Below are 25,167 nucleotides of genomic sequence, written 5' to 3'. Positions count from 1 at the left end.
ATGTCTAGTCACTGTGCAAGCAACAATCATATTCATTGCCAAAACTGCAGTATCAGTGAGCTTTGCTTACCATTTTCCCTTAACGAGCAGGAGTTAGATACACTCGATAATATTATCGACCGCAAGCGCCCTATCCACAAAGGCGAAAAGATTTTCCAAGACGGCGAAGCACTTCACTCTCTATTCGCCATTCGCTCAGGCACTTTTAAAACATTTACCATTGATTCTAACGGCGAAGAACAAATTACCGGCTTCCACTTAGCTGGTGATTTACTGGGTTTCGACGCCTTAGCCAGCAGCGAGCACCAGAGTTTTGCACAAGCATTAGAAACGTCGATGGTTTGTGAAATCCCTTACCATACTCTAGATGAACTTTCGAATTCGATGCCAGCACTTAAACGCCAAGTCTTAAGGCTAATGAGCAATGAGATTCGAGCAGATCAAGATATGCTATCACTACTTAATCGTAAAAATGCCGAGCAACGCTTAGCAACATTTTTATCATCGTTAAGTAGCCGATATAAAGCCCGTGGCCTATCTGCCAGCCAGTACCGCTTAACAATGACGCGTGGCGACATTGGCAACTACATTGGCTTGACCGTTGAAACGATTAGTCGCTTGCTAAATCGTTTTCATAAACAAGAGCTCATCATTGTTGAAGGGAAGTTAATTACCATCAATGATCTCGATGGATTAAATGAAGTCGCCATGCTGTAAAGCAAGGCGATTTCCTTCCTTTTTCTTCTTCGCTTCTATTTTTATTCCCCTTTAACAATCCGTTTTCACCGCTAACAACCTTGCATCAGTGCATTTACCTACTAAGCTAAAAGTAATTGGTTAGTAGCGCCTATTTATTGATTTAAAACAAATAATTATTTGCTCATTAAAAGCACACTGTTTGTACACTATTGAATCAGCGAGGTACCGAGCATGGAAACGTATCAAAAAATCTTAGTCGTAGTTGACCCAACAACTGAAGAACAAAAAGCCTTAAGTCGGGCAATTGAGCTTGCTGATAAAACGCAAGGCAAAATCACAGCGTTTTTGAGCATTTTCGATTTTTCATACGAAATGACGACTATGCTCTCTAGCGACGAGCGTGAATCCATGCGGCAAATTGTGATCAATGATCGTATGTTGTGGATTGATGAACGTATAAAGGAGCTAGGCGCTTCTGAAAAAGACATCGACATCAAAGTGATCTGGCATAACAGACCTTTTGAAGCGGTTATTGACCAAGTGTTAGAGCATGGCTATGACGTTGTTATCAAAGGTACGCACGAGCACGACAAACTCAAATCCGTGATTTTCACACCAACTGACTGGCATTTATTACGTAAATGCCCATGCCCATTATTATTGGTTAAAGACCATTCATGGCCAGCAAACGGCAATATTATAGCGGCGGTTAATGTCGGTAGTGATGAAGGTGAGCACCAATCGCTCAATAGCATCATCACAGAAGAAGCCAAACACCTTGCTGATTTAATTAGCGCTAATGTGCATTTAGTTAATTCTTTTCCTGGCACTCCGGTCAACATTGCCATCGAAATCCCCGAATTTGATGCCAGCCAATACAACGACACCATGTTGCAGCATCATCAACAATCAATGCAAACGCATGCTGAAAAATACGGCATCGATACCGCCAATACCTATATCAAAGAAGGTCTACCGGAAGATGTTATTGACGAGCTATCACAAGAACTTGATGCCGAATTGGTCATTTTAGGGACAATTGGTCGTACCGGATTGTCAGCAGCACTAATCGGTAATACTGCTGAACATGTTATTGACCGATTGAATTGTGATGTCTTGGCGTTAAAACCAGCAGGCTATATTTCACCGCTACAAAGCTAGCTGCTGAGTCATACACAGATTGATATAACGAATATAAAACAAAATATTAAAACACCAAAACCAAAGCTGACCGCTCGGTAAGTTACCAAAAACATTAACAAAATCGTAACCAACAGTCGCTAAAAAGAATGCTACTGTTGGTTATTTTTACTTATCTTTTATACCAGTTAGCTATATAATACGCGCCCAATTATTTGAGTAGTTTTTTGGTATGACTGAAGCAGATAACAGAAAGGCCATCTTTGAAGCCAACAAGTTGCAGAAGCGACTTCGTAGTAAAGTCGGTAAAGCGATTGCTGATTACAATATGATCGAAGAAGGCGATGTTGTTATGGCAGCTATTAGTGGCGGCAAAGATTCTTTTGCCATGCTTGATATTTTGCTTAGCTTAAAAAAGTCAGCACCGATCAATTTTGATGTGATTGCCGTTAACTTGGATCAAAAGCAACCGGGCTTTCCAGCACACATCTTACCCGACTACTTCGAATCACTTGATATCCCCTACTACATCATCGATAAAGACACTTATTCGGTTGTTAAACAAAAAGTTCCGGAAGGTAAAACCACTTGTGGTTTGTGTTCGCGTTTACGTCGCGGCACGCTTTATTCGTTTGCTGAGCAAATTGGTGCAACTAAGATTGCCCTTGGTCACCACATGGATGATATCGTGGAAACCTTATTTTTAAATATGTTCTTTGGTGCAAAGCTAAAAGCTATGCCACCGAAGCTTCGCGCAGACGATGGTCGAAACACAGTTATTCGCCCGTTAAGTTATGTTCGTGAAAAAGACCTTATTGCCTTTGCAGAAGTACGTGAATATCCAATTATTCCATGTAACCTGTGTGGCTCTCAGGAAAACCTGCAACGCCAAAATATTAAGGCTTTGCTTAGCAGCTGGGATGCCCAAACCCCAGGTCGCATTGAAAACATATTTAAATCATTGAAAAATGTCAGCCCAAGCCAATTAGCCGATACTGAGCTATTTGACTTCGCCAATCTGCCAATTGATCGCAGCGCGCCACGCGAAGCTTATGACTTTTCAAAAGAAACTGTTTCGTCTACCAATTTAGCGACAGAGCTTGCCAATTCGTTAGATAGCAACATAGACGATTCAATGATTATCGACGTTTCCAATGTCTAAACACTATTTGTAAAAACTATTTAGAAAAGTTGTTTAGAAAAATTAACGGATTATTTAACGAATAAGTATGTCCTGATGCGCTGCTTTTTGCCTCATTTTACGCAAACAGCATCTAGGACATTGAACGCTTTCTTTTTAACGCCAATGAATTGGCCCAAACTTTAAGCTTAGCAACCCATGATGTTAGAAAAACTTTTCAAACTTACAGAACACGGAACTAACGTTCGCCAAGAAGTAGTTGCGGGAATCACCACATTCCTGACAATGGCTTACATTATTTTTGTTAACCCCGCTATGTTAGCCGATGCCGGTATGGATCACGGCGCCGTATTTGTCGCAACCTGTGTTGCCGCAGCGGTTGGCTGTTTTATTATGGGCTTTTTCGCCAACTACCCAATTGCCCTTGCACCGGGCATGGGCCTAAACGCCTTTTTCACCTACACAGTCGTCCTTGAGATGGGTTACAGCTGGCAAGTTGCGCTTGGTGGCGTGTTTATCTCGGGTATCATTTTCGTGATACTGAGCATCTTCAAAATTCGCGAATGGATTATCAACAGTATTCCACAATCACTGCGCTATGGTATTGCTGCCGGTATTGGTTTATTCCTCGCTTTTATCGGCTTAAAAAGCGCTGGCATTATCGTAGATAACCCAGCAACTTTAGTTAACCTTGGCGATATTACTTCATTACCGGCGTTGATGGCGGCACTTGGTTTATTCCTGATTGTAGCAATGGCAAGTCGCGGTATGAATGGCGCGGTAATGTACTCAATTTTAATTGTGACTGGCTTAGGCATTTTACTTGGCGACGTTCAATTTAAGGGTTTAGTGTCGCTACCACCTGATGTGACTCCAACGTTTATGCAATTAGACATCATGGGCGCATTAGAAGTGAGCATGATCAGTGTTATCTTTGCATTCTTGTTTGTCGACTTGTTCGATACTTCAGGCACATTAATCGCTGTTGCCCAAAAAGGTAAACTGCTAAATGAAGACGGTTCACTGCCTCGCCTAGATAAAGCACTACTTGCTGACTCATCTGCAACTATCGCAGGTAGCATGTTAGGCACCTCAACTACCACCAGTTATGTTGAAAGTGCTTCAGGTGTTGCCGCTGGTGGTCGCACAGGCTTAACTGCGGTTGTTGTTGGCTGCTTATTCTTACTTGCCTTATTATTCTCGCCACTAGCGGGTATGGTGCCAGCTTACGCCACAGCAGGCCCTCTATTTTTCGTTGCGGTATTAATGCTTTCAAGCCTTGCTCATATTGATTGGGACGACTTGTTAGAAGCAGTACCTGCAGCTCTAATCTGTATTACTATGCCATTAACTTTCTCTATTGCTCACGGTATTGCCTTTGGCTTTATTGGTTATGCAGCAGTGCGAATTTTTGCAGGCAAGTTTAATCAGTTATCAGCCAGTGTGCTATTTATAGCCGCACTATTTGTAATTAAGTTCATTTATTTTGGATAGGAAAGTTCAATGACTTTATCTCGTACTTTTTTGGTCGCTGGCGGCCTTGTTGTATCAAGTATGACTTCTGCACAAACAATATGGAGTTCAAATAGCTTAACTTACCTCAAAAACACCAGTGATTTTGAAGTATTAACTAATGACGACGTAGATGTTTTCACTTTAGAGCACGCTTCAGGCCACAACTGGGGTGACGCTTTTATGTTTGTTGACCGCATTGATGCTAAAGCAGATGCCAATGCACCAACGCACAAAGAAACTTACGGTGAAGTTACCGCTCGTTTAAGCCTTTCATACGCGTTAGACAGCAAGGTTTCTTACGGCCCACTAAAAGATGTATTCATTGCAGGTACTTACGAGCATGCGAGCATCTCTCAGCCTAATTTCAGCACCGGCTTTGATAACTACTTAATTGGTGTTGGTACCTCTTGGAATATTCCTGGTTTCGCATTCTTTGGCGCTGATGTTTACCAAGCGAACAACGAATTAACTGACAACGACACACAATTAACCATTACTTACGGCTACCCGATTACCATGGGCAAACACAAAGTAATGATTGATGGTTACATTGATTGGTCTTCTTCAGCCGACGATCACGCTGCTGACTTCCACTTCAATCCGCAAGTGCGTTTAGACGTAGGTAATTACTTTGGTAAGCCAAACGCTGTTGAAGTGGGTATTGAATACAGCTACTGGCACAACAAATTCGGTATCGCTGGTATCGATGACGAAAGCGTTGTTAGCGCCATCGTAAAAGTATTTTTATAAGATTACTCCTTAAAAGCTTAAGCAATAGACTTATAAAAAATAAAACAATGCCGCAGTTTAAATCATTTAAACTGCGGCATTTTTATTTGCCTTCCGTTATCAGCTGACTCATCCTCTAGCCCTATAGTTAGCTCTGCTGTTAGCTCTATATTCGAATCAACCAAACCTTAGTCGTTGTTATTTTATCTTAGATTTATCAATGGATAGTTAAAAGGTTAAAACTCTTCTTAAAACTACTTGGTCTAGCTGTATTTTGATTGAAATAATCCAATCGATACACTCACGATTACGATTAAAGCAAAACAAAATTAACCGGAGAAATTCGCTTAGTTAAAGATATACTAAGCGATAGATAAGCATACTACTGAGCTGCAGGGGCGCAGCGTTATAGCTAAGGCGCGGTTGAAGATTGCAAGTATTGGCTATTGTGGCGCAGCATATCTGAGATCTCCAACACATAGTCTGAACCGCGCTCAGAGTATGGCAACAAACCCATAGCTAACACTTCAGGCACTAATGGCTGATCTTGCTCGCGCAGTTGTTGGCGAATTGAACGAAATACGCTGTATGCGTTATTCGTGTTGATATTGTGCAAGTAACGGTTAACCGCCTCATCAACAGATTGGAATGCTTCCACTTCATGTTTGGCACCACTATTACGAGAACGAGGCACCATGCCACAGCCCGATTTGTAGCACCATATACCAAAGAAATTTAAACCGATGCGAGCAAACCTTGATGTTCCCCAAGCAGATTCGTTTGCTGCCTGCACTAGCACAAGTGCGGTTGGGATTTCATCAACCTTTAACAACAAATGGTGTAATTGCTGCATTTGGCTACCCTTTTTACTCACCCGATAACGGCTAGCCAACTCATCCAATTGCTGTTCTTGGCCAGGCATCAGCGGTTCACCTAAAGACACAGTTGCCAACATTTCTTCAAGTGCTGCTCGGTTTGCAAGAATAGCATTATTATTTGACTCTACGGCGGGTCGAATAAAATCAAAAAAAGCAGACTTTTTCTGCTTAACATCAGTAATTGCTGCGAAATCTGGTAGCGTTACATTGTGCAGCGGTTTTTCAATAATGACGGGCTTAGATGGTGGTGGAATTACCGGCGCCGGCACCACTTCTTCTCGCTCAGTTGTAACAATAAACGGGCGAATAAGTGCCGCAGCAATAACAGCCGCACCTAAAACAAACAGTAACTTCCTTAACATCTTTTGCAACATAATTGCTCAATCCCTTTCTTTGCCATGTTAGGCGACAAAAGTGTCATCACCTACTTGCGCGTCAGCAGCAACTGCGTGTAATTTCATCCCGAAAATTTCACGATATAAAATGCCTTTAGCGTTGTAATAACAAGGCGCTAGATAAGATAGCGAGAAGATAAAAATAACGCTAGCGATAAACATCATAATTTCAGTTTGTGCAATCACCATTGGCAAGAGTGACGCAGCAAGTGCCATCACCATAAATAAGTAAACAGCAAAAATATTAAACCACTGAAAGCGCAGTGCTTTCAGCGATAAAATAATCGCTTTCCCTGGTGTTAAACGCTTTTCAAGTACCAGTGGAATAGTAAGAGATAAGGCAACGGCTAAGAATATGCCGGGAATGATCAGTAGCTGTAAACCTAAACTGATCAGTACAGATGTCATCACAGCGCACAGTGCTACCCAACTGCCACGTTTCAAAAATGCAAACACTAGCTTCGGCTGTGTTTTTACGCCCACTGCGTGCAATACTCCCATCATTTCGACACCAGCAAGAAATGGCCAAATCACAAGGGTAACAACGATATTAAGGATTAAACTCGCTTCAGGGTTTTCCATAATATTTTCAACACCACCCAAGTACTCACCGACTAACAATGAGCAAGCCATGCCAATAAGTAATACAAACAAAAGGCCGATATTTATCGACCAGCGTGTTGTGGTGGTTTTTTGCCATGCTTCTTGTAGCACTTGTTTAGGGTTGATGACGTACTGACCTTTCAGCGCTTTTTCAACATCACCACCAACTTGAATAATCGAATCTTTGTCCACAAAATACCTATAAGTAGCAACAACATACCCCTGTTTTTATTGGGGTTTAAAAGACATTTGAACGCTTATTGTACCTTAATGAACGTGGTAATGCTGTGCATTTATTGCGCAAGCAATTGCTAATAAAATTGATGCCTAATTGGCAGTTGTTTGCTGGTTCATATGGTATAGACTAAAAGTCGATGTCAATCCCATCACCTTTTCCGCCAAAGAAACTCCCTAAAATTCGGCCAACTAATCTGAAAAACCAAACGACGAAGTCAACAGGAAACTCAATGACAAATTCAATAACATCCAGAACGACGTGATCTCCATCTCGTTTACCCCGTCTTTTGCTAGGCCAGCACCAATAAGCGCTAACAAATAAGATAAAGCTAACGAACAAGAGGCTCCAACTAAACTCAGCGGTTACCAACGAGGCGGCCAAAACACACCCTGCGACAAAGCAAAGTACGGCCAATAATTCTCTTAACGATTCCATTCTCAATAATTTCCTATTTATTATTCAGTTAATTGTGAGTTATGCATAACTTAGTACTTTGCATTTGGCATTCAAGACAGCAAATCCCTCTACTAAAGTTGGCTCGCATTTTCTTGTTCTTGCAGAGTTGCAGCTTTTGACAAAGCCCACCAACCTATAAAAATACTCATGGCAATTCTAATGGGAAAATAAATTAAAGCAGGTAGATCAAAAATCCAATTAACAACTTTTTCAGGCAACACTTAAAACGCCACTTGTTTAACCCAAAAAATGATCGGCACAAAATCACGAAGCAAATCGTTAACAGAAATACCTACCAGTACCCAATTCTCTGCAACATTTATCCATATGGCATAAACTCCTAAGGCACCATCACCTAAGCTACCGACCACAGATGACCAACCTAAAATAAGCAAAAACAACCGCACCGTCACTCCTTAGTCAATCGCGAAGCGCTAGTGGCAACGCAATATCATTCTGTAACATCTAGGATTATTCATTATGCGTAAAGCTCATAAATTTTATAGGGTTATTTTTTATAGAGGTAATGTGGGGTTGTTGAAGTACTAACGATGGAAAGAAGTTAGGTGGTTGCGATTTTATTCTGTAGCTAGGTCTAGGTTACTGGCAAGATGGTGACAATCTTTATTTTCGGTACTGAACAATAGCGAGAGGAATTATTCTGTTTTGGGCGGGTTCGCAGTTAAGTGGCTAATACCATGCTCGATATATCGCTGGTTTGGCTGAATATATAAATTACTTGGTCGATTGGTTAACGGTGAATGGTTAACTCACTGCTTTTTCCAGTTTAGCTGCATAGAACTGCCATAATTCCTCAAAATTGCTAAATTTGTATAATTTGCCGTGGTACATTGCTTTCATCACATTCACCTAACACTTGCGTTTACTTGAATTAACCTGCATTAACTCGCTTTAACTTACGTTAATGTCGATGCAAGAAACGCTTTCACCGATTGATGGTGGCAATTGTATACAAATCAACCAAAAGAAAGCGTTATAGAGTGCTATTTGAATGTAATAAGTTGTACGTTATTTATTCACCTATTCACCTGACGGACGACTTAGTTTACGCAGTGCTAGCTCAGCTTATTCAAGCCAGCCAAAAATTGTTTAAAGAACTTTGTGCCTTTTTCTTCGGCCAAAGCAATATTATCTTCTGGGATTTGTTCGGGATTTTGATACACCGCCAGCACTTTCGCCATACTCGCTTCGCGAATTAAGTGCAAAGTTGGTAGTGGCGAACGGTTAGTATAGTTGCTAGCCCCCTGGTCATCTTCGCCTTCAAAAACATAGTCTGGATGAAAACTAGCAATTTGTATTTCGCCATCTAAACCTAAATCAACAAGTAACTCGTTAGCGTAATCGACCAGATCAAGGTATTTGTCAAAACTGCGAAAACCGGTTGTGAAAATCACCAGTGTGGTTTCAACTTCAGGGTGTTCAACTAAGTAGTCCAACTGCTCAGCAACTTCACTTAGCGCTTGCTCAAGTAGACCAGTATTGCTGGTAGCGTAACGAATAGTGTTGTTAACGAACTCTTTTTTTGCAAAAGGGCAAAAGTTTAAGCCGATCACTATCTGTTCAAGCCAATGTTTAGTTTTTACTACTGCGGGGTGTAGTTTTTCGTCAGTCATTTTAAATTCGCCGGTCGTTTTGCTTTCAGAGCATGTTGGAAGTTTTCGGGCACGCTTTTTATCAGGTTATTCGCTTTGCTGCAATGCCCACATGGAGGCATATTGCCCCCCTTTTGCCATTAACGTGTGATGATCCCCCTGTTCTATTAGCTTACCTTGTTTCATCACAATGATATGATCAGCATCGACTATGGTAGATAAACGGTGAGCTATCACTAAACTCGTCTTGTTGCGACTGACCTGTTTTATTGCTTTCAAAATGGCCTGCTCTGAATGGCTATCTAGCGACGAAGTTGCTTCGTCAAATACTAAAATTTCTGGTGCTTTTAAAATAGTTCGCGCGATGGCAACCCGTTGTTTCTCACCACCGGATAATTTTAAGCCACGCTCACCCACCATAGTATTTTCACCGTCAGGTAAACTAGCAATAAACTGGTCTAAATGGGCTAATTTTATTGCCTCGCGCACTTGTGCTTCTGATGCTTGTGGATCGCCATAATGAACATTAGCCAATAGTGTATCGTTAAATAGCACGGTATCTTGCGGAACGATACCGATATGCGCGCGAAGACTATGCTGTGTCACCTCGCGAATATCTTGCCCATCAATTGCTATATTGCCACAAGTAGTATCGTAGAAACGAAACAATAGTTTGACGAGTGTCGACTTGCCAGAGCCGCTATCACCCACCACGGCAACTTTTTGTCCAGGTGCAATCGTAAAATTCAGCGCTTTTATCACATCTCGCTTGCCATCGTAGCTAAAGCCAACGTTATTAAACGATATTTCGCCTTCGCTCACCTCTAGTGGCTTAGCATCTTCACTGTCAACCACTTTTGGTATTTTCGCCAACAAGCTAAACATATGCTCAATATTTGCCATCGAGCCTTTAATTTCGCGATAGACAAAGCCCAGAAAATTCAGTGGTAAAAATAGCTGCATCATAAACGCATTAATCAGCACAAAATCCCCTAACGTCATTTGCTGATGCGTCACTTGATAAGCTGCCATCGCCAACATGCCCGTCATAGAGGTGGCAATAATAAGCGCCTGACCACCATTTAACGCAAAGAGTGACAATCGGTTTTTAATCTTTGCCTGCTCCCAAGTGGCTAATTGTTCGTCGTAGGCATTTGCTTCGTAACGCTCGTTTGTAAAATATTTAACGGTCTCGTAATTTAGCAGGCTGTCAATTGCACGGGTATTACTGGAAGAATCAGCTTTATTAGCCTCACGAATATAGCGAGTGCGCCACTCTGTCGCTTTTACCGAATAACCAACATAGCAAACGATAGAGGTCAGCACAGCAAGTGAAAAGGTTAAACCATAGTTATAGCCTAAAATGCCAATCACCAAGGCTATTTCAAACAAGGTGGGTACTATGTTAAACACCATAAAGCGCATTAAAAAGCTGATGCCAGAGGTGCCACGATCAATATCTCGCGACAACCCACCCGTTTGACGGTTTAGGTGAAAGTCCAATTCAAGTTGGTGTAAATGTTGAAAGACTTTCAGGCCAATACGACGAATTGCTCGTTCAGTTACTCGGCCAAATAATGTGTCTCGTATCTCGGCAAAAATGACAATTGAAAAACGCACTAGACCATAAGCCGCAACTAAACCAAGCGGTACCAGCAACAAGCTTTGTTTGTTGTTTTGATCTAAGGTATCAACCAAGTCTTTTAGAATAAAAGGTAAATAAACACTGGCTATTTTTGTCAGAATTAAGCAAGCAATCGCAATCGATATACGCGTGCGAAATTCCAGTAAATATGGCCATAATGTTTTTAATACTCGCCAATTTATCTCGGTGACTTCATGATCAGGGTGGTGGCTTCTACGGGGCATATTGCTAAAGCACTCTTAATTTATTTCGTTACACGACGAGTTATGGTTCAAACGATATTGGCTAATTGATTATTTAAATTGATAACTTACTAAAAAATCGAATAGCTAAGTCTCTGCTATCTCTCTGGTAAGTCTAACATTTATTTTCTTACGCTAGTTAAAACTAAAGTTAACCCTAGATTACGTATGCAGAACATCACTAAACATAGATGCAAAAAATCATTGCATTGCGCTAGTGACAATTGCTCAAAAGCAAGGTTAAGCTAAAGCTTACAAGTTGTTTTTTGTTTTATACTGGTAGTTAGATATTTATGGACGAGTCAATTTTACAGTTAGCAGAATACCCCAACGCCTTTGGCAAAATGTTTAAAGTAACCGAAGAGGATATAGACGGCTTTGGTCATGTTAACAATGCCGTTTACTTAAAATGGCTTGATGCCACGGTATGGGCGCATACTCGATATGTTGGTTTAGATGAACATACCTGCCAATCACTTAATCGCGGCATGGCGGTGGTTCGCCACGAGCTTGATTATATTAGTTCCGCTTATTTGGATGATGAGATTGCCGTGTTTAACTGGCTCTCTGCCAACGATGGTAAACTGCGGGCAAGCCGTACCTTCCAAGTTGTAAGAGTAAAAGATAAGAAAACCTTGCTACGTGCGAGAACAGATTATATTTGCACTGATTTAAGCACAGGGCGCCCAAAACGTATGCCACAACAATTTGCCGAGTCTTATCAAATAACCTTAAATTCAGAGGCTACTTCGCATAAAGCGCAAGCCATTCCAGCTTAACTTATATGCCAGTTGTGCGTTAGTTACACGTAAGTCACTATCAATGGGATCGTGCGAGCCAAGCGGCTCATCACGATCCCAATAAAGACCAAGCACAACAATTCTCTGAGTGTTTACCCCATTAAAATCCCAACGCCAAATGCTCCAATAGCCGTCACCCCAATATTCCAAACTAGTGTTCTAGCGCCCGTAATACCTAGCACGTAGCTAATGGCATACAGTACGCGTGCGCCAGCGAATATAATAGCGCTCCATTGTGTTATAACGTTTGAAACACCACTGTGTGCGGCAATAAATACCAAAGGTGCAAAAACGACGGCGGCTTCAATCGAATTTCGAATAGTACGTTCAATTCTGCCTAAAATCGCAGGTGGGTTATCCAATGGTAAGTCTCTGTTGCCTGATACATAGGCAAAGTTAGAATTTGCAACTAACACCATTGCCTGTGTAAACAAGGTAAATAGGATGGTTGCACAAAAGGTGTAAAGCGAAAGTAATTCAATAGACATAGTTTATTCTCCTTAATTAATTTATTTTGTACTGCGCATTACAAATTAAATATGGCAGAATAAATAACACAGTTCAATCTATTTTGTTTAGGCTAGTACAAAATGCCAAGAAATCGCAGTTTTAATGAAGAGGAAGTCCTGTACAAGATCATGTGGACTTTTTGGGAGCAAGGCTATGAAGCAACTAATCTCGGCCACCTTGAGGCTGCCACGTCCTTGCCAAGAACTAGCTTGTATAATGCTTTTGGCAATAAAGCTGACATTTTTGCCCAGATTCTTTCCTTGTATCATCGAGTCATGGAGGGGCATTTCGCTGAAGTTACCGCAAAACCAACTATGAATTCATTAGTTAGCGTGTTTGAAGCAATGCTTGACAGGCAAAGTGAAGAAGGTAAAAAATTTCCGTTAGGCTGTCTGATGGTGGGAGCCGCATCTCAACGTTCAGTACTTGAAGAAAGGCATATTGAACTAGTACATAGCTACAGGTCGATGCTGGTTTCAAGAGCTCATGATATTTTGAAGATAAATCAAGAAGCTGGCGAAATTAATGCCAATATAAATGTGGCAGAATCTGCCGAGTTTCTAGTCTGTGTTGCTTGGGGTGCACTATTAACCCAGTGTATTGATACTGGAGGAAGTAGCGTGCAATCGGCTGTGGCAACGCTTAAACAAACCTGTATTAACTGGTGTACATCACCATCGGTGCTGGTTTAGTTTAGCATAGCAGTTAAGGCATAATAGCATGCGCCAGATCTAAGCTAGTTCAGATCTGGCGCGGATGACAACACGTAAATGTTTTGCCTCTAAAGGCCTTATGGCTCAAGTTTTATATTGTGCTTACCGTGCTCTTGCTTGGCAGCAAGATAATTGGCGTTATCATCTTTTAAATGAACTTGAGTATTGACCACCTCAGTCACTTCTACGTGGGTAGCGAGTGCTTTCGCTTTTCTTGGGTTATTGGTCAGTAACTTTATACGTTGAATATTAAGTGCATCCAACATAGAAAACGCATGTTCGAAGCTGCGCTGGTCATCTTCAAAACCTAAGTGATTATTGGCTTGATAGGTATTTAACCCTTGGCTTTGCAGCACATAAGCATCAATTTTGTTATAAAGACCAATGCCTCGGCCTTCTTGGCGCATATACAGAATAATACCACCCTGCTCTGCCATTACATTGATGCTTTCATCTAGTTGTTCACCACAGTCACAGCGTGATGAATGGAAAACGTCACCGGTTAAACATTCTGAATGCACGCGCACCAATGGTACATCTTGTTTTAAATCTGCTTGTTTGAACACCATGGCAACGTGCTCATTATCTTTATCAAAACCAGTGAAGCTAATAATTTCTGCGTCGATATCACTGTTTTGGCCAACTTTAAGGCTAACTCTGGCTCTAATTTCTGACATATCTCTATTTGATCTCTTTGCGTTTATTAGTTTTACGGCAACTAATAAAATTAGATCGCGGATTTTACTCCTTGTTCACTGAAATGGCGAACTTTTCTAGGTAACTGCTTAGAAAACTTACGACAAAGTTATAACTCAACCAAGAACGTTTATAACACATAAAAAGTGTGGGTATTTTTTAGATAACCAAAGAATCTAACCCCTTAAGGGGCATCAACTACAATTAATACTAGTGTTCACACATATGAGGATGTATTTATGAGCGCTATATGGAGAAATCATGCCATGCACTTAGCCAATATGATTAATTGCAATAAGGAGACCGCTGCACATCTGTATTTGGAACAGCTGATGCTATTCCCGCTTGACGTGCAGGATAAAATAATAGAAGAAATTAGTAATTTGTCGCATTGCAACAGTGACGCCGTTGCAGACATTATAGGGCGCTACTCTATGCCTGAGTTAAGGTAGCGCAAACGAGAGCAACACGAATAATTCTGGCCACTAAAACTGAATTCACTGACCAGATTAGCTAGGCGATTCAATCAGTATTAAGCACTAACGACTTAGCTGTTGCTCTCTCAGTTTAGCTACTTCATCTCGTATCGCAGCAGCTTGTTCAAATTCTAGATTTTTAGCATGTTCAATCATTTTTGCTTCAAGCTGCTTAACTTGCTCATCAATTTCCTCAAACGAAAGCGTTTTATAAGCAGCTTTTTGCTCGGCCACTTTATTGGCGATCAATTGCTCTTCAGGATCTAAGCCAACGTCCATCACATCCGTAATTTTACGCTTCACCCCTTTCGGTGTGATGTTATTGGCTTTGTTATGTTCGTCTTGTTTAGCGCGACGACGTTCAGTTTCATCAATTGCTCTGCGCATTGAGCCAGTAATGCGGTCAGCATATAAAATCGCCTTACCATTCACATTACGCGCCGCACGACCGATGGTTTGAATAAGTGAACGCTCTGAGCGTAAGAAGCCTTCTTTGTCTGCGTCTAAAATAGCGACTAAAGAAACTTCAGGCATATCTAAGCCCTCACGCAGCAAGTTAATACCGACCAATACATCAAACTTACCTAAACGAAAATCACGAATAATTTCGACACGCTCAACGGTATCCACATCAGAATGCAGATAGCGAGTCTTAATATTGTGCTCGTCTAAGTAATCCGTTAAGTCTTCCGCCATGCGCTTAGTCAGCGTTGTAGCAAGTACACGTTCGCCTAGCGGAATGCGCTTATTAATCTCTGATAACAGGTCATCTACTTGAGTGTCTACTGGCCGCACCATAATCTCAGGGTCGAGCAAGCCTGTTGGCCTAACTACCTGCTCAGCAACTTCACCTGAAGACTTTTCCAGTTCGTAATCACTTGGCGTTGCCGACACATAAATGGTTTGTGGTGCCAGTGCTTCAAACTCTTCGAATTTCATCGGGCGGTTATCAAGCGCAGATGGTAAGCGAAAACCATATTCCACGAGGTTTTCTTTGCGCGAGCGGTCACCTTTATACATGGCGCCAATTTGCGGCACAGTAACATGTGATTCGTCAATCACTAGCAAACCGTCATCCGGTAAGTAGTCAAATAAAGTCGGTGGCGCTTCACCTGCTTCGCGACCTGATAAATAGCGTGAATAATTTTCGATGCCTGAGCAATAACCAAGTTCCGTCATCATTTCAATATCAAACTGAGTACGCTGAACAATACGTTGCTCTTCTATCAGCTTGTTATTGTCTTTTAACTGCTGAGCGCGATCTTTAAGCTCAACTTTTATCGACTCTACTGCTGCTAATATTTTGTCACGCGGAGTTGCATAGTGAGTTTTAGGGTAAACCGTTACTCGAGCAAGCGTGCGCTCAACCGCGCCAGTTAATGGATCAAATTCACTGATTTTTTCCACTTCTTCGTCGAACAGCTCAACACGTAATGCAAGACGATCAGATTCGGCAGGGAAAATATCAATCACATCACCACGCACACGATATGTTGCCCGTTGAAACGCTAAGTCGTTACGGGTGTACTGCAATTCGGCTAAGCGGCGCAAAATATCGCGTTGGTTGATGATATCGCCTTGACGCAAATGCAGCATCATCTGCAAGTACGAGTCAGGGTCACCCAAACCGTATATCGCCGACACCGACGCAACAATTATAACGTCTCGTCGCTCTAGTAATGCTTTAGTTGCCGATAGTCGCATCTGCTCAATATGATCATTTATTGAGGCATCTTTCTCGATAAACGTATCCGTCGTTGGCACGTAAGCTTCCGGCTGATAGTAATCGTAGTAAGAAACAAAGTACTCAACGGCATTATTCGGGAAAAACTCTTTCATCTCCCCGTAAAGCTGCGCTGCCAAGGTTTTATTTGGCGCCAACATCATGGTTGGGCGATTTAATTTGGCAATCACATTCGCCACCGTAAAGGTTTTACCTGAGCCAGTTACGCCAAGTAGTGTTTGATGCGCAAGACCTGAATCGATGCCATCAAGCAATTGTGCTATCGCGGTTGGTTGGTCGCCACTTGGCGTATAATCAGAAACTAATTCAATTGACTTCATGTCGACTGCGGCTCCGCGTCTATATTTTCATCGATAAATTGGCGCGTAAATGAATAGTAAGAGATAAATGCCATGACTAAATTGCCCAGCAGAGCACCAATAAAGAAACCTTCAATACCATATAAATAGCTACCTAGGTAGGCAAGCGGCACATAACAAACAAATAAACGTACAACTGATAGCACTAAGGCAACCATAGGTTTGTGCAATGCATTAAATGATGAGTTGGTTAGAATAATAATACCTTGTAAGCCATAGCCCAGTGGTAAGGTGTAAATGAATAACTTGATAAGATCGGCCACTGCTTGTTCTTTAGCAAAGGCATCTGCAACCCATGAAGATATCACAATAAGAATGGCATAAATCAATACTTGCCAAATCATCACGAATTTCACTGAGGTGCGGTATGCCTGCTCAACTCTCGCCATATTACCCGCACCAAAGTTTTGGCTAATAAATGGCGGTAAGGTCATCGACATCGCCAAGACCACTAAGCTAGCGATCGATTCAATTCGCGAGCCAACACCGAAGGCCGCCACTGCAGATTCACCGTAGCCTGCAATTATTGCCGTCATAATCGCTGCGGCAATAGGCGTTAGCATATTTGCGCCAGCGGCAGGCAAGCCAATGTGTAAAATGCCTTTGCACGATTTAAGCAAGGTGTGTATTGGAATCAAATGAGCGTGAATAAGCTGTCGTTTATTGACCAAAATATGAAGGACTAACGCTAAGCCGACAAGCCATGACACTAAGGTAGCAATTGCCGCACCTTTGATTCCCATCGCTGGTATCGGGCCAAGACCAAAAATAAACAAAGGGTCTAATACTGCATTAATCAAACCAGCACTGCCCATAATAATGCTAGGTGTTCGTGTATCCCCTGACGCACGCAGCACCGCATTGCCAATCATTGGACCAATTAAACAGACACTGCCTAAATACCAAATGTCCATGTAATCGTGAATAAGTGGCAATAAGCTATCGCTTGCACCAAGCAAGTGGAAAATTTCGTCGGTAAAATAATAACCAATACCTGATACTATCGAGACAATTACAGCGGCTAAATACATCGCACTGGTTGCGTTGTCTTTTGCCGTTTCCTTGTCTTTTGCACCTAAGTATTTTGCAATGACTGCGGATGTGCCTATGCCTAATCCTATGGTTAGACTTAATACAGTAAAGGTGATTGGAAAGGTAAAACTTACGGCGGCTAACGGCTGTGTGCCTAATAAGCCAATAAAAAACGTGTCAACCAAGTTGAAGGTCATCAATAGAACCATGCCATATATCATAGGAATGGTCATATTTTTCAAGGTTGGCCCTACCGGATCGGCCAGCAAGTCGATCTGGTGTTTATGTTTTGTGTCGGTCATGTACTTAATTGATTACCGTATGTAACTGGTCAAACGAACAAGGAAGGTTCTTTGTGTTCTTCGCACACTTTATGTTTTTGTATGCTTTGCGATACCGCGAAACAACTATTGTAAAAGATAGTGATAAGACTCGCTATCGCTATCTTTTATTTCACTTAGATAGATTCGCAACAAAGTGTAAATACTTGTTGTACTACTACATAAAAGTTCTGCGCATAGATTCTGTACATAGAACAAGTCCTGCCGGCGCATCATCGCAAAAACAACACACAGATACTCGACAAAATCGATGAATCGCCTAATAAATAGGCTGCACGGTGCGGCATTGTACAAAATACCAGCTATCTCGTTGTTTATAAAAGGTATCGCGACAACTAGTTAAATTTTAACCAACGCGCTACAGACCCCATATTTATTCGCAATTACCAACTATTACACTTTAACTCACACAGTTATCCACAATTTACGTGGATAACTCGTCGAAGTTACTGAGTTGTTTAAGCTCACTGCTGGTAATTCAGTTATGGTAGTACGCTAAATGCGGAGTGTAAGTCCAATCAACACAGTAATTAGCAGTTAAGAGCTATATAGCTTGGAAGGCTGAGTTGGAGGATATTGGGTAATGAATAACTTTGATGAAAACACGGATTGCTCTCTGTGCTAATTCGCAGAGTTGAACTGAACAGAGAGCAACTTTTTAACTAGTTTTATAAATATTTTTTTAGGAAATTTACATAGGCTTCAGACGCTTCAATGCGATTGCTTTTATTTCTAAAACCGTGACCTTCATCGTCAAACAACACATAGTCTACTGGTACATTATTTTTGCGAATCGCTTCAACCATTTCATCGCTTTCAACCTGTAATACGCGAGGATCGTTGGCACCTTGTACAATCAGCACTGGTGCTTTGATGTTGCTAGCATGGAACAAGGGAGAAATCGCGCGGTGGCGCTCTTCGTCTGTCGCAGGATCACCCATTTCTTGGTAGAGGCTTTCTTTAAACGCTTCCCACCAAGGTGGAATACTTTTCAATGTGCGAACCCAGTTGGTCACACCAAAAATATTGATGCCAACTTCAAATTCATCGGTAAAAGCAAGACCCGCCATGGTCAGATACCCGCCATAGCTACCACCTATCAAACCAATTTTATCAGCATCAACCCAGTCCAATGATTGCAGGTACTTTTTACCGTAGACAATGTCTTTCAAATCAACATCGCCGTGCTTTTTATCGTCAAGGTGATAGAAGGTTTTGCCATAACCGGATGAACCTCGATTATTAACGGCGAAAATCGCATAGCCATGGTTGACCAAATGCTGCCTTGCCGCAGAATAACCGGTTCTTGATTGTCCGCCGGGGCCACCATGTATCCATATTAGCGCTGGTACCTTGTTGGTACTTGAAGCTTGCTTAGGCTTGAACAACAAGCTTGGTATCGGCAACTCATCATAGCTATTAAAACGTACAACACTACTCGCTACTAAGTGTTGCTCGTCCATTTCTTTCGCCAACGTATTGGTCAGCTTAGTGGGTGCATCACTGCCAAATTGATAGGTATAAAGATTGGAAGGAGAAGTATCTGAGTTCAACAAGAAGTTAACAACACGCTCATCAGACGAAAAGTTTACACCGCGAATATCGCCTGCTGCTAAATTTGGGATGATCACTTGCTTACCACTTGATTGATCACCACTTGTTTGGTCAACACGGCCTAGTTCAGTAATAGTTACCGTTGTGCTCGCATCTTCATTCACCCCCATTACACTGTACTTACCAGTAGGTGAATACACTAAATAAGCTACATCCCAGTTTAAGTCGGTGATTTGTTTGTGCTCACCAGTTTCAATGTTATAAGTCCATGGCTGAGAAAACTCGCCGTTAAGATTAGTTGAATACGCCACTGTGTTATTGTCAGGAGAAAAGTCCAGTAAGTTAACTTCAGCATCATTGTCATCATCAGACAGATTGATCAATTTACCACTACTAACGTTCGCAATAATTAAATCCGTATCTGTATTGCGGTTAGATTTTGAAAGCCCTATCCACTGCCCATTTGGTGTGACACCGCCGATAAAATAGTTATTGTTATTTTCAAAGAGTAACTCTCTGCTGTAGTCTTCAACACTATATTTATACAAATCAAACACTTTAGCATCGCGTTCATTGGTCGCTATATAAAACCACTTATCACTTTCGTGCCAACCAACAAATGATGCTTTTAAGTTCTCACCCGGCGTTAAGTCTTTTACGGTGCCATCTGGTGACTGGACATAAACGTGATTGAGCTCATTGCCGCCTTGGTCAGAAGAATATAAAAACCGATCATCGGTTGGAAACCAATCAACAACCCAAATAGCGTCTGTGGTCGATTGGGTCAGTTGTGTGGGCTTATCGCCATTGAGCGGATATTGGTAAGCATTGTAGATACCTGACTCGTCAGAGCTCACTAAGGCATATTCGCCAGAATAATTGATGCGTGAGCCATAAATACTAGTGGTTTTGAAAAAGGTTTCGGCTGAGTATGTTGGTATGGTTGGCGTTGCTTCTGGTAGTTTTGCTTCTTGTGCATTAGGTTTTGCGGCGGACACCGCCTCTTGATTGGTGTTACCAGACTCGCTACACCCCAATAGCAAGCCCATAATCACCAATAGCGATGATATTTTATGGTTCATTTCACGTTCCTTATTGTAATTAGTCGATACCTCTGACCATATTTTTATTGTTTTATCGCTACCCTCAATGTTTCTAGTGGTTTTCAACTAACTCCTAATAAATCAATAATAAACAAGCTAGAAGTGTAACGACAAAACTGAGAATAGTTGACTCAACTGAAAGGGTCAATTAGAGCCGTTTGCGGAGTGTTAAGCGGCGCTATGTTTCAAAAGAATGGGTTCAAAAGAATGGGTACAAAAAATGAGTTTCAAAAGAATGCTGTAAATGAGTGGTCTGAATGAATGGCATTACTTATATGAATTTATATGAACTGATGTGAACTGAGCTTTTAATGACAACATCAAACTGCATTCCTCATTGCCATACAAATAAATAAGCTACTATCTAAATAATGCAGACTGAAGACTTTCGATTAAAACATCAACAAACACTTGTAAGTAACAGCAGGCAACCTTAAAGATATCAGCTAATTGTGCGCAAAATTACCACCACTTGACCACATATTCAGCAAACGATCTAATTGTGAAAGAATTTGTCATTTATGTGTTGACACTCTCACTAACGGGCTTTAATATTCCGCCCCGTTAGCGAGGCAAGCCTATTAAACGGTATGTTTCACTACTGAATAAACACTATTCCCCTGTAGCTCAGTTGGTTAGAGCGGTGGACTGTTAATCCATGTGTCGTCTGTTCAAATCAGACCAGGGGAGCCACTCTTTTTTAAGAGTAAAGATAATGACTAGGTAAATCTGTTGTTATTAAATCATTTAGTGTTAAAGAAAGTAAAAATTTATTCCCCTGTAGCTCAGTTGGTTAGAGCGGTGGACTGTTAATCCATGTGTCGTCTGTTCAAATCAGACCAGGGGAGCCAATTTTTTCTAAAGAAAGAAAACTAGAATTAAAGGTAATGGCTGATATTGTTAGCGGTTATCTGAGCGAAAGCTCAACGTAGAAGTTTATTCCCCTGTAGCTCAGTTGGTTAGAGCGGTGGACTGTTAATCCATGTGTCGTCTGTTCAAATCAGACCAGGGGAGCCAATTTCTTCTTATACTTATTATTTACTAATAAATTGGTTAGGCAATAAGTTAAGAAAAAGCCCATCAAACGATGGCAGTAAAAGTTTATTCCCCTGTAGCTCAGTTGGTTAGAGCGGTGGACTGTTAATCCATGTGTCGTCTGTTCAAATCAGACCAGGGGAGCCACTTAATTCACTAGTAAGTGAAACAGAAAAGACCATCAATTGATGGTCTTTTTTTTCGTCTAGAAAATCTCACTAGCCCTGCTCCAGGCCACATTAACCAATTTAAATTGTGGTTAGCAAAATACTAGTTTCACTGGCAATAATCCCTTCTATCTCGCGAACAATTCGCAAAACTCGATCAAACTCAACAAGATTGCTGGTGTTTATCTCTGCTACCAAGTCCCACTTACCATTAGTAGTATGCAGTTTAACTAATTCAGGAATGCCTCTTAACTGTTGGATCACTTGTGAGGTTGAACGACCAATCACTTCAATCATCATCATTGCGCGCACTGTATCTTGCTCAAGCCCTTCATGAGCGCGAATCGTAAAGCCTAAAATTGCCCCTGTGGCAATTAATTTGTCAATACGGCTTTGCACAGTAGCTCTAGATACCTTAAGTTGTTTCGCTAACTCAGAAACAGGCGCACGGCCGTCATTACGCAGCAAGGCAATAAGCGATTGATCTAGCGCGTCGTAACGATGTGGATTGAGCGTTTTTGGCTCAATGTTATCATTTTGCATAATGTGGCTTATCTATTTGTATATTTTGACTATCAATTTACCACATTATTACGCTTTTTGTTTAGCATGCTTGGGGGTTAGCCTAGCAATATATTGTACAAAGCGAATTTCATTATGTTATCAACTCACGCTAACCCAGCTAAAACCACTCTAACAATTGCCGACTTAAATTGTTCGGGATCAGAGGTATATTCATCAGAGACATCACAAGCGCCAATACCAGCGTCAACACAACCACCAATGCAGGCAGCCATTCAAGCACCCAAGGCTGTGGTGATGGTGCGCCCGCATCAATTTAAACCCAACCCGCAAACGGCAAGCGATAATGCTTTTCAAGTAAACTACAAAATTACGCTGAGTCAGCAACAAATTGCTAAACAAGCGTTTGATGAAGTGAGTCAGGTGGCCAGCAAGTTATCTACCCTAGGGGTAAAAGTGCATTTGTTTGAAGATAAGCTTTCGAGTACGCCAGATGCTGTCTTTCCCAACAATTGGTTTTCCACGCACTGTGAAGGCCAACTCTATGTATACCCGATGTACGCAGAAAATCGTCGCTTGGAAAAACGAGACGATATTATTGAGCACTTGATCGCTAATTATCAGGTTACACAGTTAACTGATCTTTCATTTTGGGAGCAAAAAAAACAGTTTTTGGAAGGTACCGGCGTATTAGTGATCGATCACCTAAATCGCTTGGTCTATGTCACACGCTCAAAACGTGCAGATGAAGCGCCGCTGATAGACTTTTGCCAACAGCAAAACTTGTCTCCTGTATTTTTCACCGCTACCGATCGCCATGGTAAAGCTGTTTATCACACCAATGTACTGATGTGCGTGACGACTGATTTTGTCATTATTGCTGATGAAATGATTCGCGATAATAAGGAGCGCGAGCAAGTCTTAAAGTTTATACGCCATAGTGGTAAAGCTCATATTTCACTTGCCGAAAATCAAATAAATCAATTTGCTGGCAATATGTTAGAACTTAGCGGTAGCGAAAGACGATTTATCGCGATGTCGACTACTGCTTACCAGTCGTTATCAAAACAACAGATCGCAACGTTATCGGCAAAAACACGCATCGAGACTTTTAACATCCCAACTGTTGAAATGGCGGGCGGCTCTATTCGCTGTATGCTAGCAGGTATTCATTTAGCGCCTTTTAAAGAACTGCATACATAGCAATAAAAATGTAAGTGTGCACAAATACTTAGAATACGCTAAGGTAAGGCGATTCGAACAATAATCTCGCAGAACAAATAAGGAAGTCGTATGTTTGATCAGATCTTTAATGCCACCGTTGGCAATATTAACAACTTGTTGTGGGGCTCTGGTCAACTACTCATTTATATTCTGGTTTTTGCCGGTTTCTGGTTTTCGTTCAAATTGAAGTTTGTTCAGTTTGCCCATTTTCGCCATATGTTTTCCGTGATGAAAAACAGTACTAAGGGCGATAGTGCCGGCATTAGCTCTTTTCAAGCATTATGTACTGGCTTATCTGCTCGTGTCGGCACGGGTAACTTGGCGGGTGTGTCAGTGGCAATTTCGCTAGGCGGTGCTGGTGCTGTTTTTTGGATGTGGGTGATTGCCTTTTTAGGCATGGCCACAGGTTTTGCCGAAAGCATTTTGGGTCAACTATACAAGGTAAAAGACGATCATAAAGAATATCGCGGTGGCCCTGCCTACTACATAAAAATGGGCTTGAATAAACCTTGGCTGGCAGTGGCGTTCGCTATTTGCTTGTTCTTAGGTTATGGCTTTAGTTTTAGTGCCATGCAAGCCAACACCATTAGCGATGCACTAAACCACGCCCTTGATATTCCACACATGTATTCAGGTCTCGCGATTACCTTATTTGCCGGTGTAATTGTGATGGGCGGGTTTAAAAGTATTGCCCGCTTTGCAGAGCTAGTCGTGCCGTTTATGGGTATTGCCTATATTTTGGCGGCGCTAACGGTTACTGCCCTTAACATTGAGCACATCCCTGCCCTAATTGGTGATATTTTAGCATCGGCCTTTGGTTTACAAGAAGCTGGTGCAGGCGCCCTTGGGGCCGCGATTAAAAATGGTATTCAGCGGGGGTTATATTCGAACGAAGCCGGTGCTGGCTCCGTGCCTCACGCTTCCGCAAGTGCTTCCCCTACCCCTAATCATCCTGTTGCTCAAGGTTATGTGCAAATGCTCGGCGTATTTGTTGATACTGTTGTGCTTTGTACTTGTACTGCGGTAATTATTTTACTGGCCGATCTGCCTATGAGCGGCGAAATGGAAGGTATTCGACTGACTCAAGATGCGATGACAGCGCACATTGGTGAAGGCGGTATTTATTTTGTTGCCGCAGCAATTACCTTATTCGCCTTTACCTCCGTGGTTGCTAACTATGCATACGCTGAGAGCAACTTGCACTTGTTTAAGCTAGACAACAAACTAGGACGTGGCATTTACACTAGCTGTTATCTCGCTATGGTGCTTTGGGGCGCAAATGCGTCGCTATTTCATGTTTGGGCGATGGCTGATATGGCACTAGGCTTGATGACGCTGGTCAATATTTTCGCCATAGTGCAATTAACCCCAACGATTAAGGCATTGTTTAAAGATTATTGTCAGCAGCGGGCGACTCAAATGTCGTCGGATCAGAGTCAAACTAAGCGTGAAATCAGCTTCTCTGCGCAAAATATCGACTATCAAGGTAAGCTCTACTCGGGTATTTGGGATAAAAAATAGAGTTTTTATTCAAAATTTGCTGATTTAGCGAAATTAAGGGTTGCTTTTTCACGAGAAGCTGGCATGTTAAGTAGCA

22 protein-coding genes and 4 tRNA genes are annotated in these 25,167 nt (G+C 41.7%); 13 read left to right on the top strand and 13 right to left on the bottom strand.

The window, feature by feature from the left end:
* From ACSLUR_RS17500 to ACSLUR_RS17480, 5 genes are all read left to right on the top strand, one after another.
* The gene (locus ACSLUR_RS17500) at positions 1–717 is read left to right on the top strand and encodes a fumarate/nitrate reduction transcriptional regulator Fnr (protein WP_116000419.1); all 717 of its coding nucleotides are present in this window, start codon (positions 1–3) and stop codon (positions 715–717) included.
* A gap of 213 nt (positions 718–930) precedes the next feature.
* Positions 931–1,860 (top strand): universal stress protein UspE, encoded by a 930-nt coding sequence (gene uspE / locus ACSLUR_RS17495; protein WP_448556597.1) that lies wholly within the window; start codon positions 931–933, stop codon positions 1,858–1,860.
* 211 nt (positions 1,861–2,071) lie between these two features.
* Positions 2,072–3,001: a tRNA 2-thiocytidine(32) synthetase TtcA gene (ttcA, locus tag ACSLUR_RS17490; RefSeq protein ID WP_448556596.1), complete on the top strand. Its 930-nt coding sequence runs from the start codon at positions 2,072–2,074 to the stop codon at positions 2,999–3,001.
* A gap of 180 nt (positions 3,002–3,181) precedes the next feature.
* Entirely contained in the window at positions 3,182–4,474 is a 1,293-nt protein-coding gene (locus tag ACSLUR_RS17485; protein WP_448556621.1) for an NCS2 family permease, read from the top strand.
* A gap of 9 nt (positions 4,475–4,483) precedes the next feature.
* On the top strand, positions 4,484–5,245 hold the full coding sequence (locus tag ACSLUR_RS17480; RefSeq protein ID WP_116013682.1) for an outer membrane protein OmpK: 762 nt from the start codon (positions 4,484–4,486) through the stop codon (positions 5,243–5,245).
* A 391-nt stretch (positions 5,246–5,636) separates the two neighbouring features.
* On the opposite strand, the gene ACSLUR_RS17475 is transcribed toward ACSLUR_RS17480, so the two are convergent.
* From ACSLUR_RS17475 to ACSLUR_RS17445, 7 genes are all read right to left on the bottom strand, one after another.
* The gene (locus tag ACSLUR_RS17475; RefSeq protein WP_448556595.1) at positions 5,637–6,476 is read right to left on the bottom strand and encodes a glucosaminidase domain-containing protein; all 840 of its coding nucleotides are present in this window, start codon (positions 6,474–6,476) and stop codon (positions 5,637–5,639) included.
* 27 nt (positions 6,477–6,503) lie between these two features.
* Positions 6,504–7,292 (bottom strand): YciC family protein, encoded by a 789-nt coding sequence (locus ACSLUR_RS17470; protein WP_116013684.1) that lies wholly within the window; start codon positions 7,290–7,292, stop codon positions 6,504–6,506.
* Positions 7,293–7,464: 172 nt separating this feature from the next.
* Complete coding sequence (locus ACSLUR_RS17465; RefSeq protein ID WP_448556594.1) at positions 7,465–7,773, bottom strand: hypothetical protein; 309 nt, start codon at positions 7,771–7,773, stop codon at positions 7,465–7,467.
* 92 nt (positions 7,774–7,865) lie between these two features.
* The gene (locus tag ACSLUR_RS17460) at positions 7,866–8,015 is read right to left on the bottom strand and encodes a hypothetical protein (protein ID WP_448556593.1); all 150 of its coding nucleotides are present in this window, start codon (positions 8,013–8,015) and stop codon (positions 7,866–7,868) included.
* Positions 8,016–8,201, bottom strand: a complete 186-nt coding sequence (locus tag ACSLUR_RS17455; protein ID WP_448556592.1) for a hypothetical protein — start codon at positions 8,199–8,201, stop codon at positions 8,016–8,018. It abuts the gene before it with no gap.
* Positions 8,202–8,870: 669 nt separating this feature from the next.
* Positions 8,871–9,428, bottom strand: a complete 558-nt coding sequence (locus ACSLUR_RS17450) for a DUF1415 domain-containing protein (protein WP_448556591.1) — start codon at positions 9,426–9,428, stop codon at positions 8,871–8,873.
* Between the two features lie 66 nt (positions 9,429–9,494).
* Positions 9,495–11,276: an ABCB family ABC transporter ATP-binding protein/permease gene (locus tag ACSLUR_RS17445; protein WP_448556590.1), complete on the bottom strand. Its 1,782-nt coding sequence runs from the start codon at positions 11,274–11,276 to the stop codon at positions 9,495–9,497.
* 311 nt (positions 11,277–11,587) lie between these two features.
* On the opposite strand from ACSLUR_RS17445, the gene ACSLUR_RS17440 reads away from it, so the two are divergent.
* The gene (locus ACSLUR_RS17440) at positions 11,588–12,073 is read left to right on the top strand and encodes an acyl-CoA thioesterase (protein ID WP_448556589.1); all 486 of its coding nucleotides are present in this window, start codon (positions 11,588–11,590) and stop codon (positions 12,071–12,073) included.
* Between the two features lie 113 nt (positions 12,074–12,186).
* Here the strand turns inward: ACSLUR_RS17440 and ACSLUR_RS17435 are convergent, their stop codons facing one another.
* Positions 12,187–12,582, bottom strand: coding sequence for an MAPEG family protein (locus ACSLUR_RS17435; protein ID WP_448556588.1), 396 nt, complete (start codon positions 12,580–12,582; stop codon positions 12,187–12,189).
* A 102-nt stretch (positions 12,583–12,684) separates the two neighbouring features.
* On the opposite strand from ACSLUR_RS17435, the gene ACSLUR_RS17430 reads away from it, so the two are divergent.
* Positions 12,685–13,296 (top strand): TetR/AcrR family transcriptional regulator, encoded by a 612-nt coding sequence (locus tag ACSLUR_RS17430; RefSeq protein WP_448556587.1) that lies wholly within the window; start codon positions 12,685–12,687, stop codon positions 13,294–13,296.
* 98 nt (positions 13,297–13,394) lie between these two features.
* Here the strand turns inward: ACSLUR_RS17430 and ACSLUR_RS17425 are convergent, their stop codons facing one another.
* The 4 genes from ACSLUR_RS17425 to ACSLUR_RS17410 all read right to left on the bottom strand — a co-directional run bounded on the left by ACSLUR_RS17425 (position 13,395) and on the right by ACSLUR_RS17410 (position 20,601).
* Positions 13,395–13,994 (bottom strand): GTP cyclohydrolase II, encoded by a 600-nt coding sequence (locus tag ACSLUR_RS17425; RefSeq protein ID WP_448556586.1) that lies wholly within the window; start codon positions 13,992–13,994, stop codon positions 13,395–13,397.
* Between the two features lie 558 nt (positions 13,995–14,552).
* Positions 14,553–16,553, bottom strand: coding sequence for an excinuclease ABC subunit UvrB (uvrB, locus tag ACSLUR_RS17420; protein ID WP_448556585.1), 2,001 nt, complete (start codon positions 16,551–16,553; stop codon positions 14,553–14,555).
* Positions 16,550–17,926, bottom strand: coding sequence for an MATE family efflux transporter (locus tag ACSLUR_RS17415; protein WP_448556584.1), 1,377 nt, complete (start codon positions 17,924–17,926; stop codon positions 16,550–16,552). Before ACSLUR_RS17415 ends, uvrB begins: the two co-directional genes overlap by 4 nt.
* A 707-nt stretch (positions 17,927–18,633) precedes the next feature.
* The gene (locus ACSLUR_RS17410; protein ID WP_448556583.1) at positions 18,634–20,601 is read right to left on the bottom strand and encodes an alpha/beta hydrolase family protein; all 1,968 of its coding nucleotides are present in this window, start codon (positions 20,599–20,601) and stop codon (positions 18,634–18,636) included.
* A gap of 637 nt (positions 20,602–21,238) precedes the next feature.
* Here ACSLUR_RS17410 and ACSLUR_RS17405 point away from each other — a divergent pair.
* The 4 genes from ACSLUR_RS17405 to ACSLUR_RS17390 all read left to right on the top strand — a co-directional run bounded on the left by ACSLUR_RS17405 (position 21,239) and on the right by ACSLUR_RS17390 (position 21,804).
* A tRNA-Asn gene (locus ACSLUR_RS17405) sits at positions 21,239–21,315 on the top strand.
* 81 nt (positions 21,316–21,396) lie between these two features.
* Positions 21,397–21,473, top strand: a tRNA-Asn gene (locus ACSLUR_RS17400).
* 89 nt (positions 21,474–21,562) lie between these two features.
* Positions 21,563–21,639, top strand: a tRNA-Asn gene (locus ACSLUR_RS17395).
* Positions 21,640–21,727: 88 nt separating this feature from the next.
* Positions 21,728–21,804 (top strand) — tRNA-Asn (locus tag ACSLUR_RS17390).
* Positions 21,805–21,905: 101 nt separating this feature from the next.
* Here ACSLUR_RS17390 and ACSLUR_RS17385 read toward each other — a convergent pair.
* Complete coding sequence (locus tag ACSLUR_RS17385) at positions 21,906–22,367, bottom strand: Lrp/AsnC family transcriptional regulator (RefSeq protein WP_448556582.1); 462 nt, start codon at positions 22,365–22,367, stop codon at positions 21,906–21,908.
* A 114-nt stretch (positions 22,368–22,481) separates the two neighbouring features.
* Between ACSLUR_RS17385 and ctlX the strand changes: the two genes are divergently transcribed.
* Complete coding sequence (ctlX, locus tag ACSLUR_RS17380; RefSeq protein ID WP_448556581.1) at positions 22,482–23,549, top strand: citrulline utilization hydrolase CtlX; 1,068 nt, start codon at positions 22,482–22,484, stop codon at positions 23,547–23,549.
* Between the two features lie 102 nt (positions 23,550–23,651).
* Positions 23,652–25,091, top strand: coding sequence for an alanine/glycine:cation symporter family protein (locus ACSLUR_RS17375; protein WP_448556620.1), 1,440 nt, complete (start codon positions 23,652–23,654; stop codon positions 25,089–25,091).
* The last annotated feature ends 76 nt before the right edge of the window (positions 25,092–25,167 follow it).

It is taken from the genome of Thalassotalea montiporae (genome assembly GCF_053485855.1).
This window is presented reverse-complemented; position numbering and strand designations above follow the sequence as displayed.

Bases quoted from the DNA above. Each gene is read 5' to 3' on its own strand.
- ACSLUR_RS17415 (WP_448556584.1), bottom strand. From the start codon at position 17,926: ATGACCGACACAAAACATAAACACCAGATCGACTTGCTGGCCGATCCG.
- ACSLUR_RS17410 (WP_448556583.1), bottom strand. From the start codon at position 20,601: ATGAACCATAAAATATCATCGCTATTGGTGATTATGGGCTTGCTATTG.
- ACSLUR_RS17440 (WP_448556589.1), top strand. From the start codon at position 11,588: ATGGACGAGTCAATTTTACAGTTAGCAGAATACCCCAACGCCTTTGGC.
- ACSLUR_RS17500 (WP_116000419.1), top strand. From the start codon at position 1: ATGTCTAGTCACTGTGCAAGCAACAATCATATTCATTGCCAAAACTGC.
- uspE (WP_448556597.1), top strand. From the start codon at position 931: ATGGAAACGTATCAAAAAATCTTAGTCGTAGTTGACCCAACAACTGAA.
- ACSLUR_RS17445 (WP_448556590.1), bottom strand. From the start codon at position 11,276: ATGCCCCGTAGAAGCCACCACCCTGATCATGAAGTCACCGAGATAAAT.
- ACSLUR_RS17485 (WP_448556621.1), top strand. From the start codon at position 3,182: ATGTTAGAAAAACTTTTCAAACTTACAGAACACGGAACTAACGTTCGC.
- ctlX (WP_448556581.1), top strand. From the start codon at position 22,482: ATGTTATCAACTCACGCTAACCCAGCTAAAACCACTCTAACAATTGCC.
- ttcA (WP_448556596.1), top strand. From the start codon at position 2,072: ATGACTGAAGCAGATAACAGAAAGGCCATCTTTGAAGCCAACAAGTTG.
- ACSLUR_RS17480 (WP_116013682.1), top strand. From the start codon at position 4,484: ATGACTTTATCTCGTACTTTTTTGGTCGCTGGCGGCCTTGTTGTATCA.
- ACSLUR_RS17435 (WP_448556588.1), bottom strand. From the start codon at position 12,582: ATGTCTATTGAATTACTTTCGCTTTACACCTTTTGTGCAACCATCCTA.
- ACSLUR_RS17450 (WP_448556591.1), bottom strand. From the start codon at position 9,428: ATGACTGACGAAAAACTACACCCCGCAGTAGTAAAAACTAAACATTGG.
- ACSLUR_RS17430 (WP_448556587.1), top strand. From the start codon at position 12,685: ATGCCAAGAAATCGCAGTTTTAATGAAGAGGAAGTCCTGTACAAGATC.
- ACSLUR_RS17385 (WP_448556582.1), bottom strand. From the start codon at position 22,367: ATGCAAAATGATAACATTGAGCCAAAAACGCTCAATCCACATCGTTAC.
- uvrB (WP_448556585.1), bottom strand. From the start codon at position 16,553: ATGAAGTCAATTGAATTAGTTTCTGATTATACGCCAAGTGGCGACCAA.
- ACSLUR_RS17425 (WP_448556586.1), bottom strand. From the start codon at position 13,994: ATGTCAGAAATTAGAGCCAGAGTTAGCCTTAAAGTTGGCCAAAACAGT.
- ACSLUR_RS17475 (WP_448556595.1), bottom strand. From the start codon at position 6,476: ATGTTGCAAAAGATGTTAAGGAAGTTACTGTTTGTTTTAGGTGCGGCT.
- ACSLUR_RS17465 (WP_448556594.1), bottom strand. From the start codon at position 7,773: ATGGAATCGTTAAGAGAATTATTGGCCGTACTTTGCTTTGTCGCAGGG.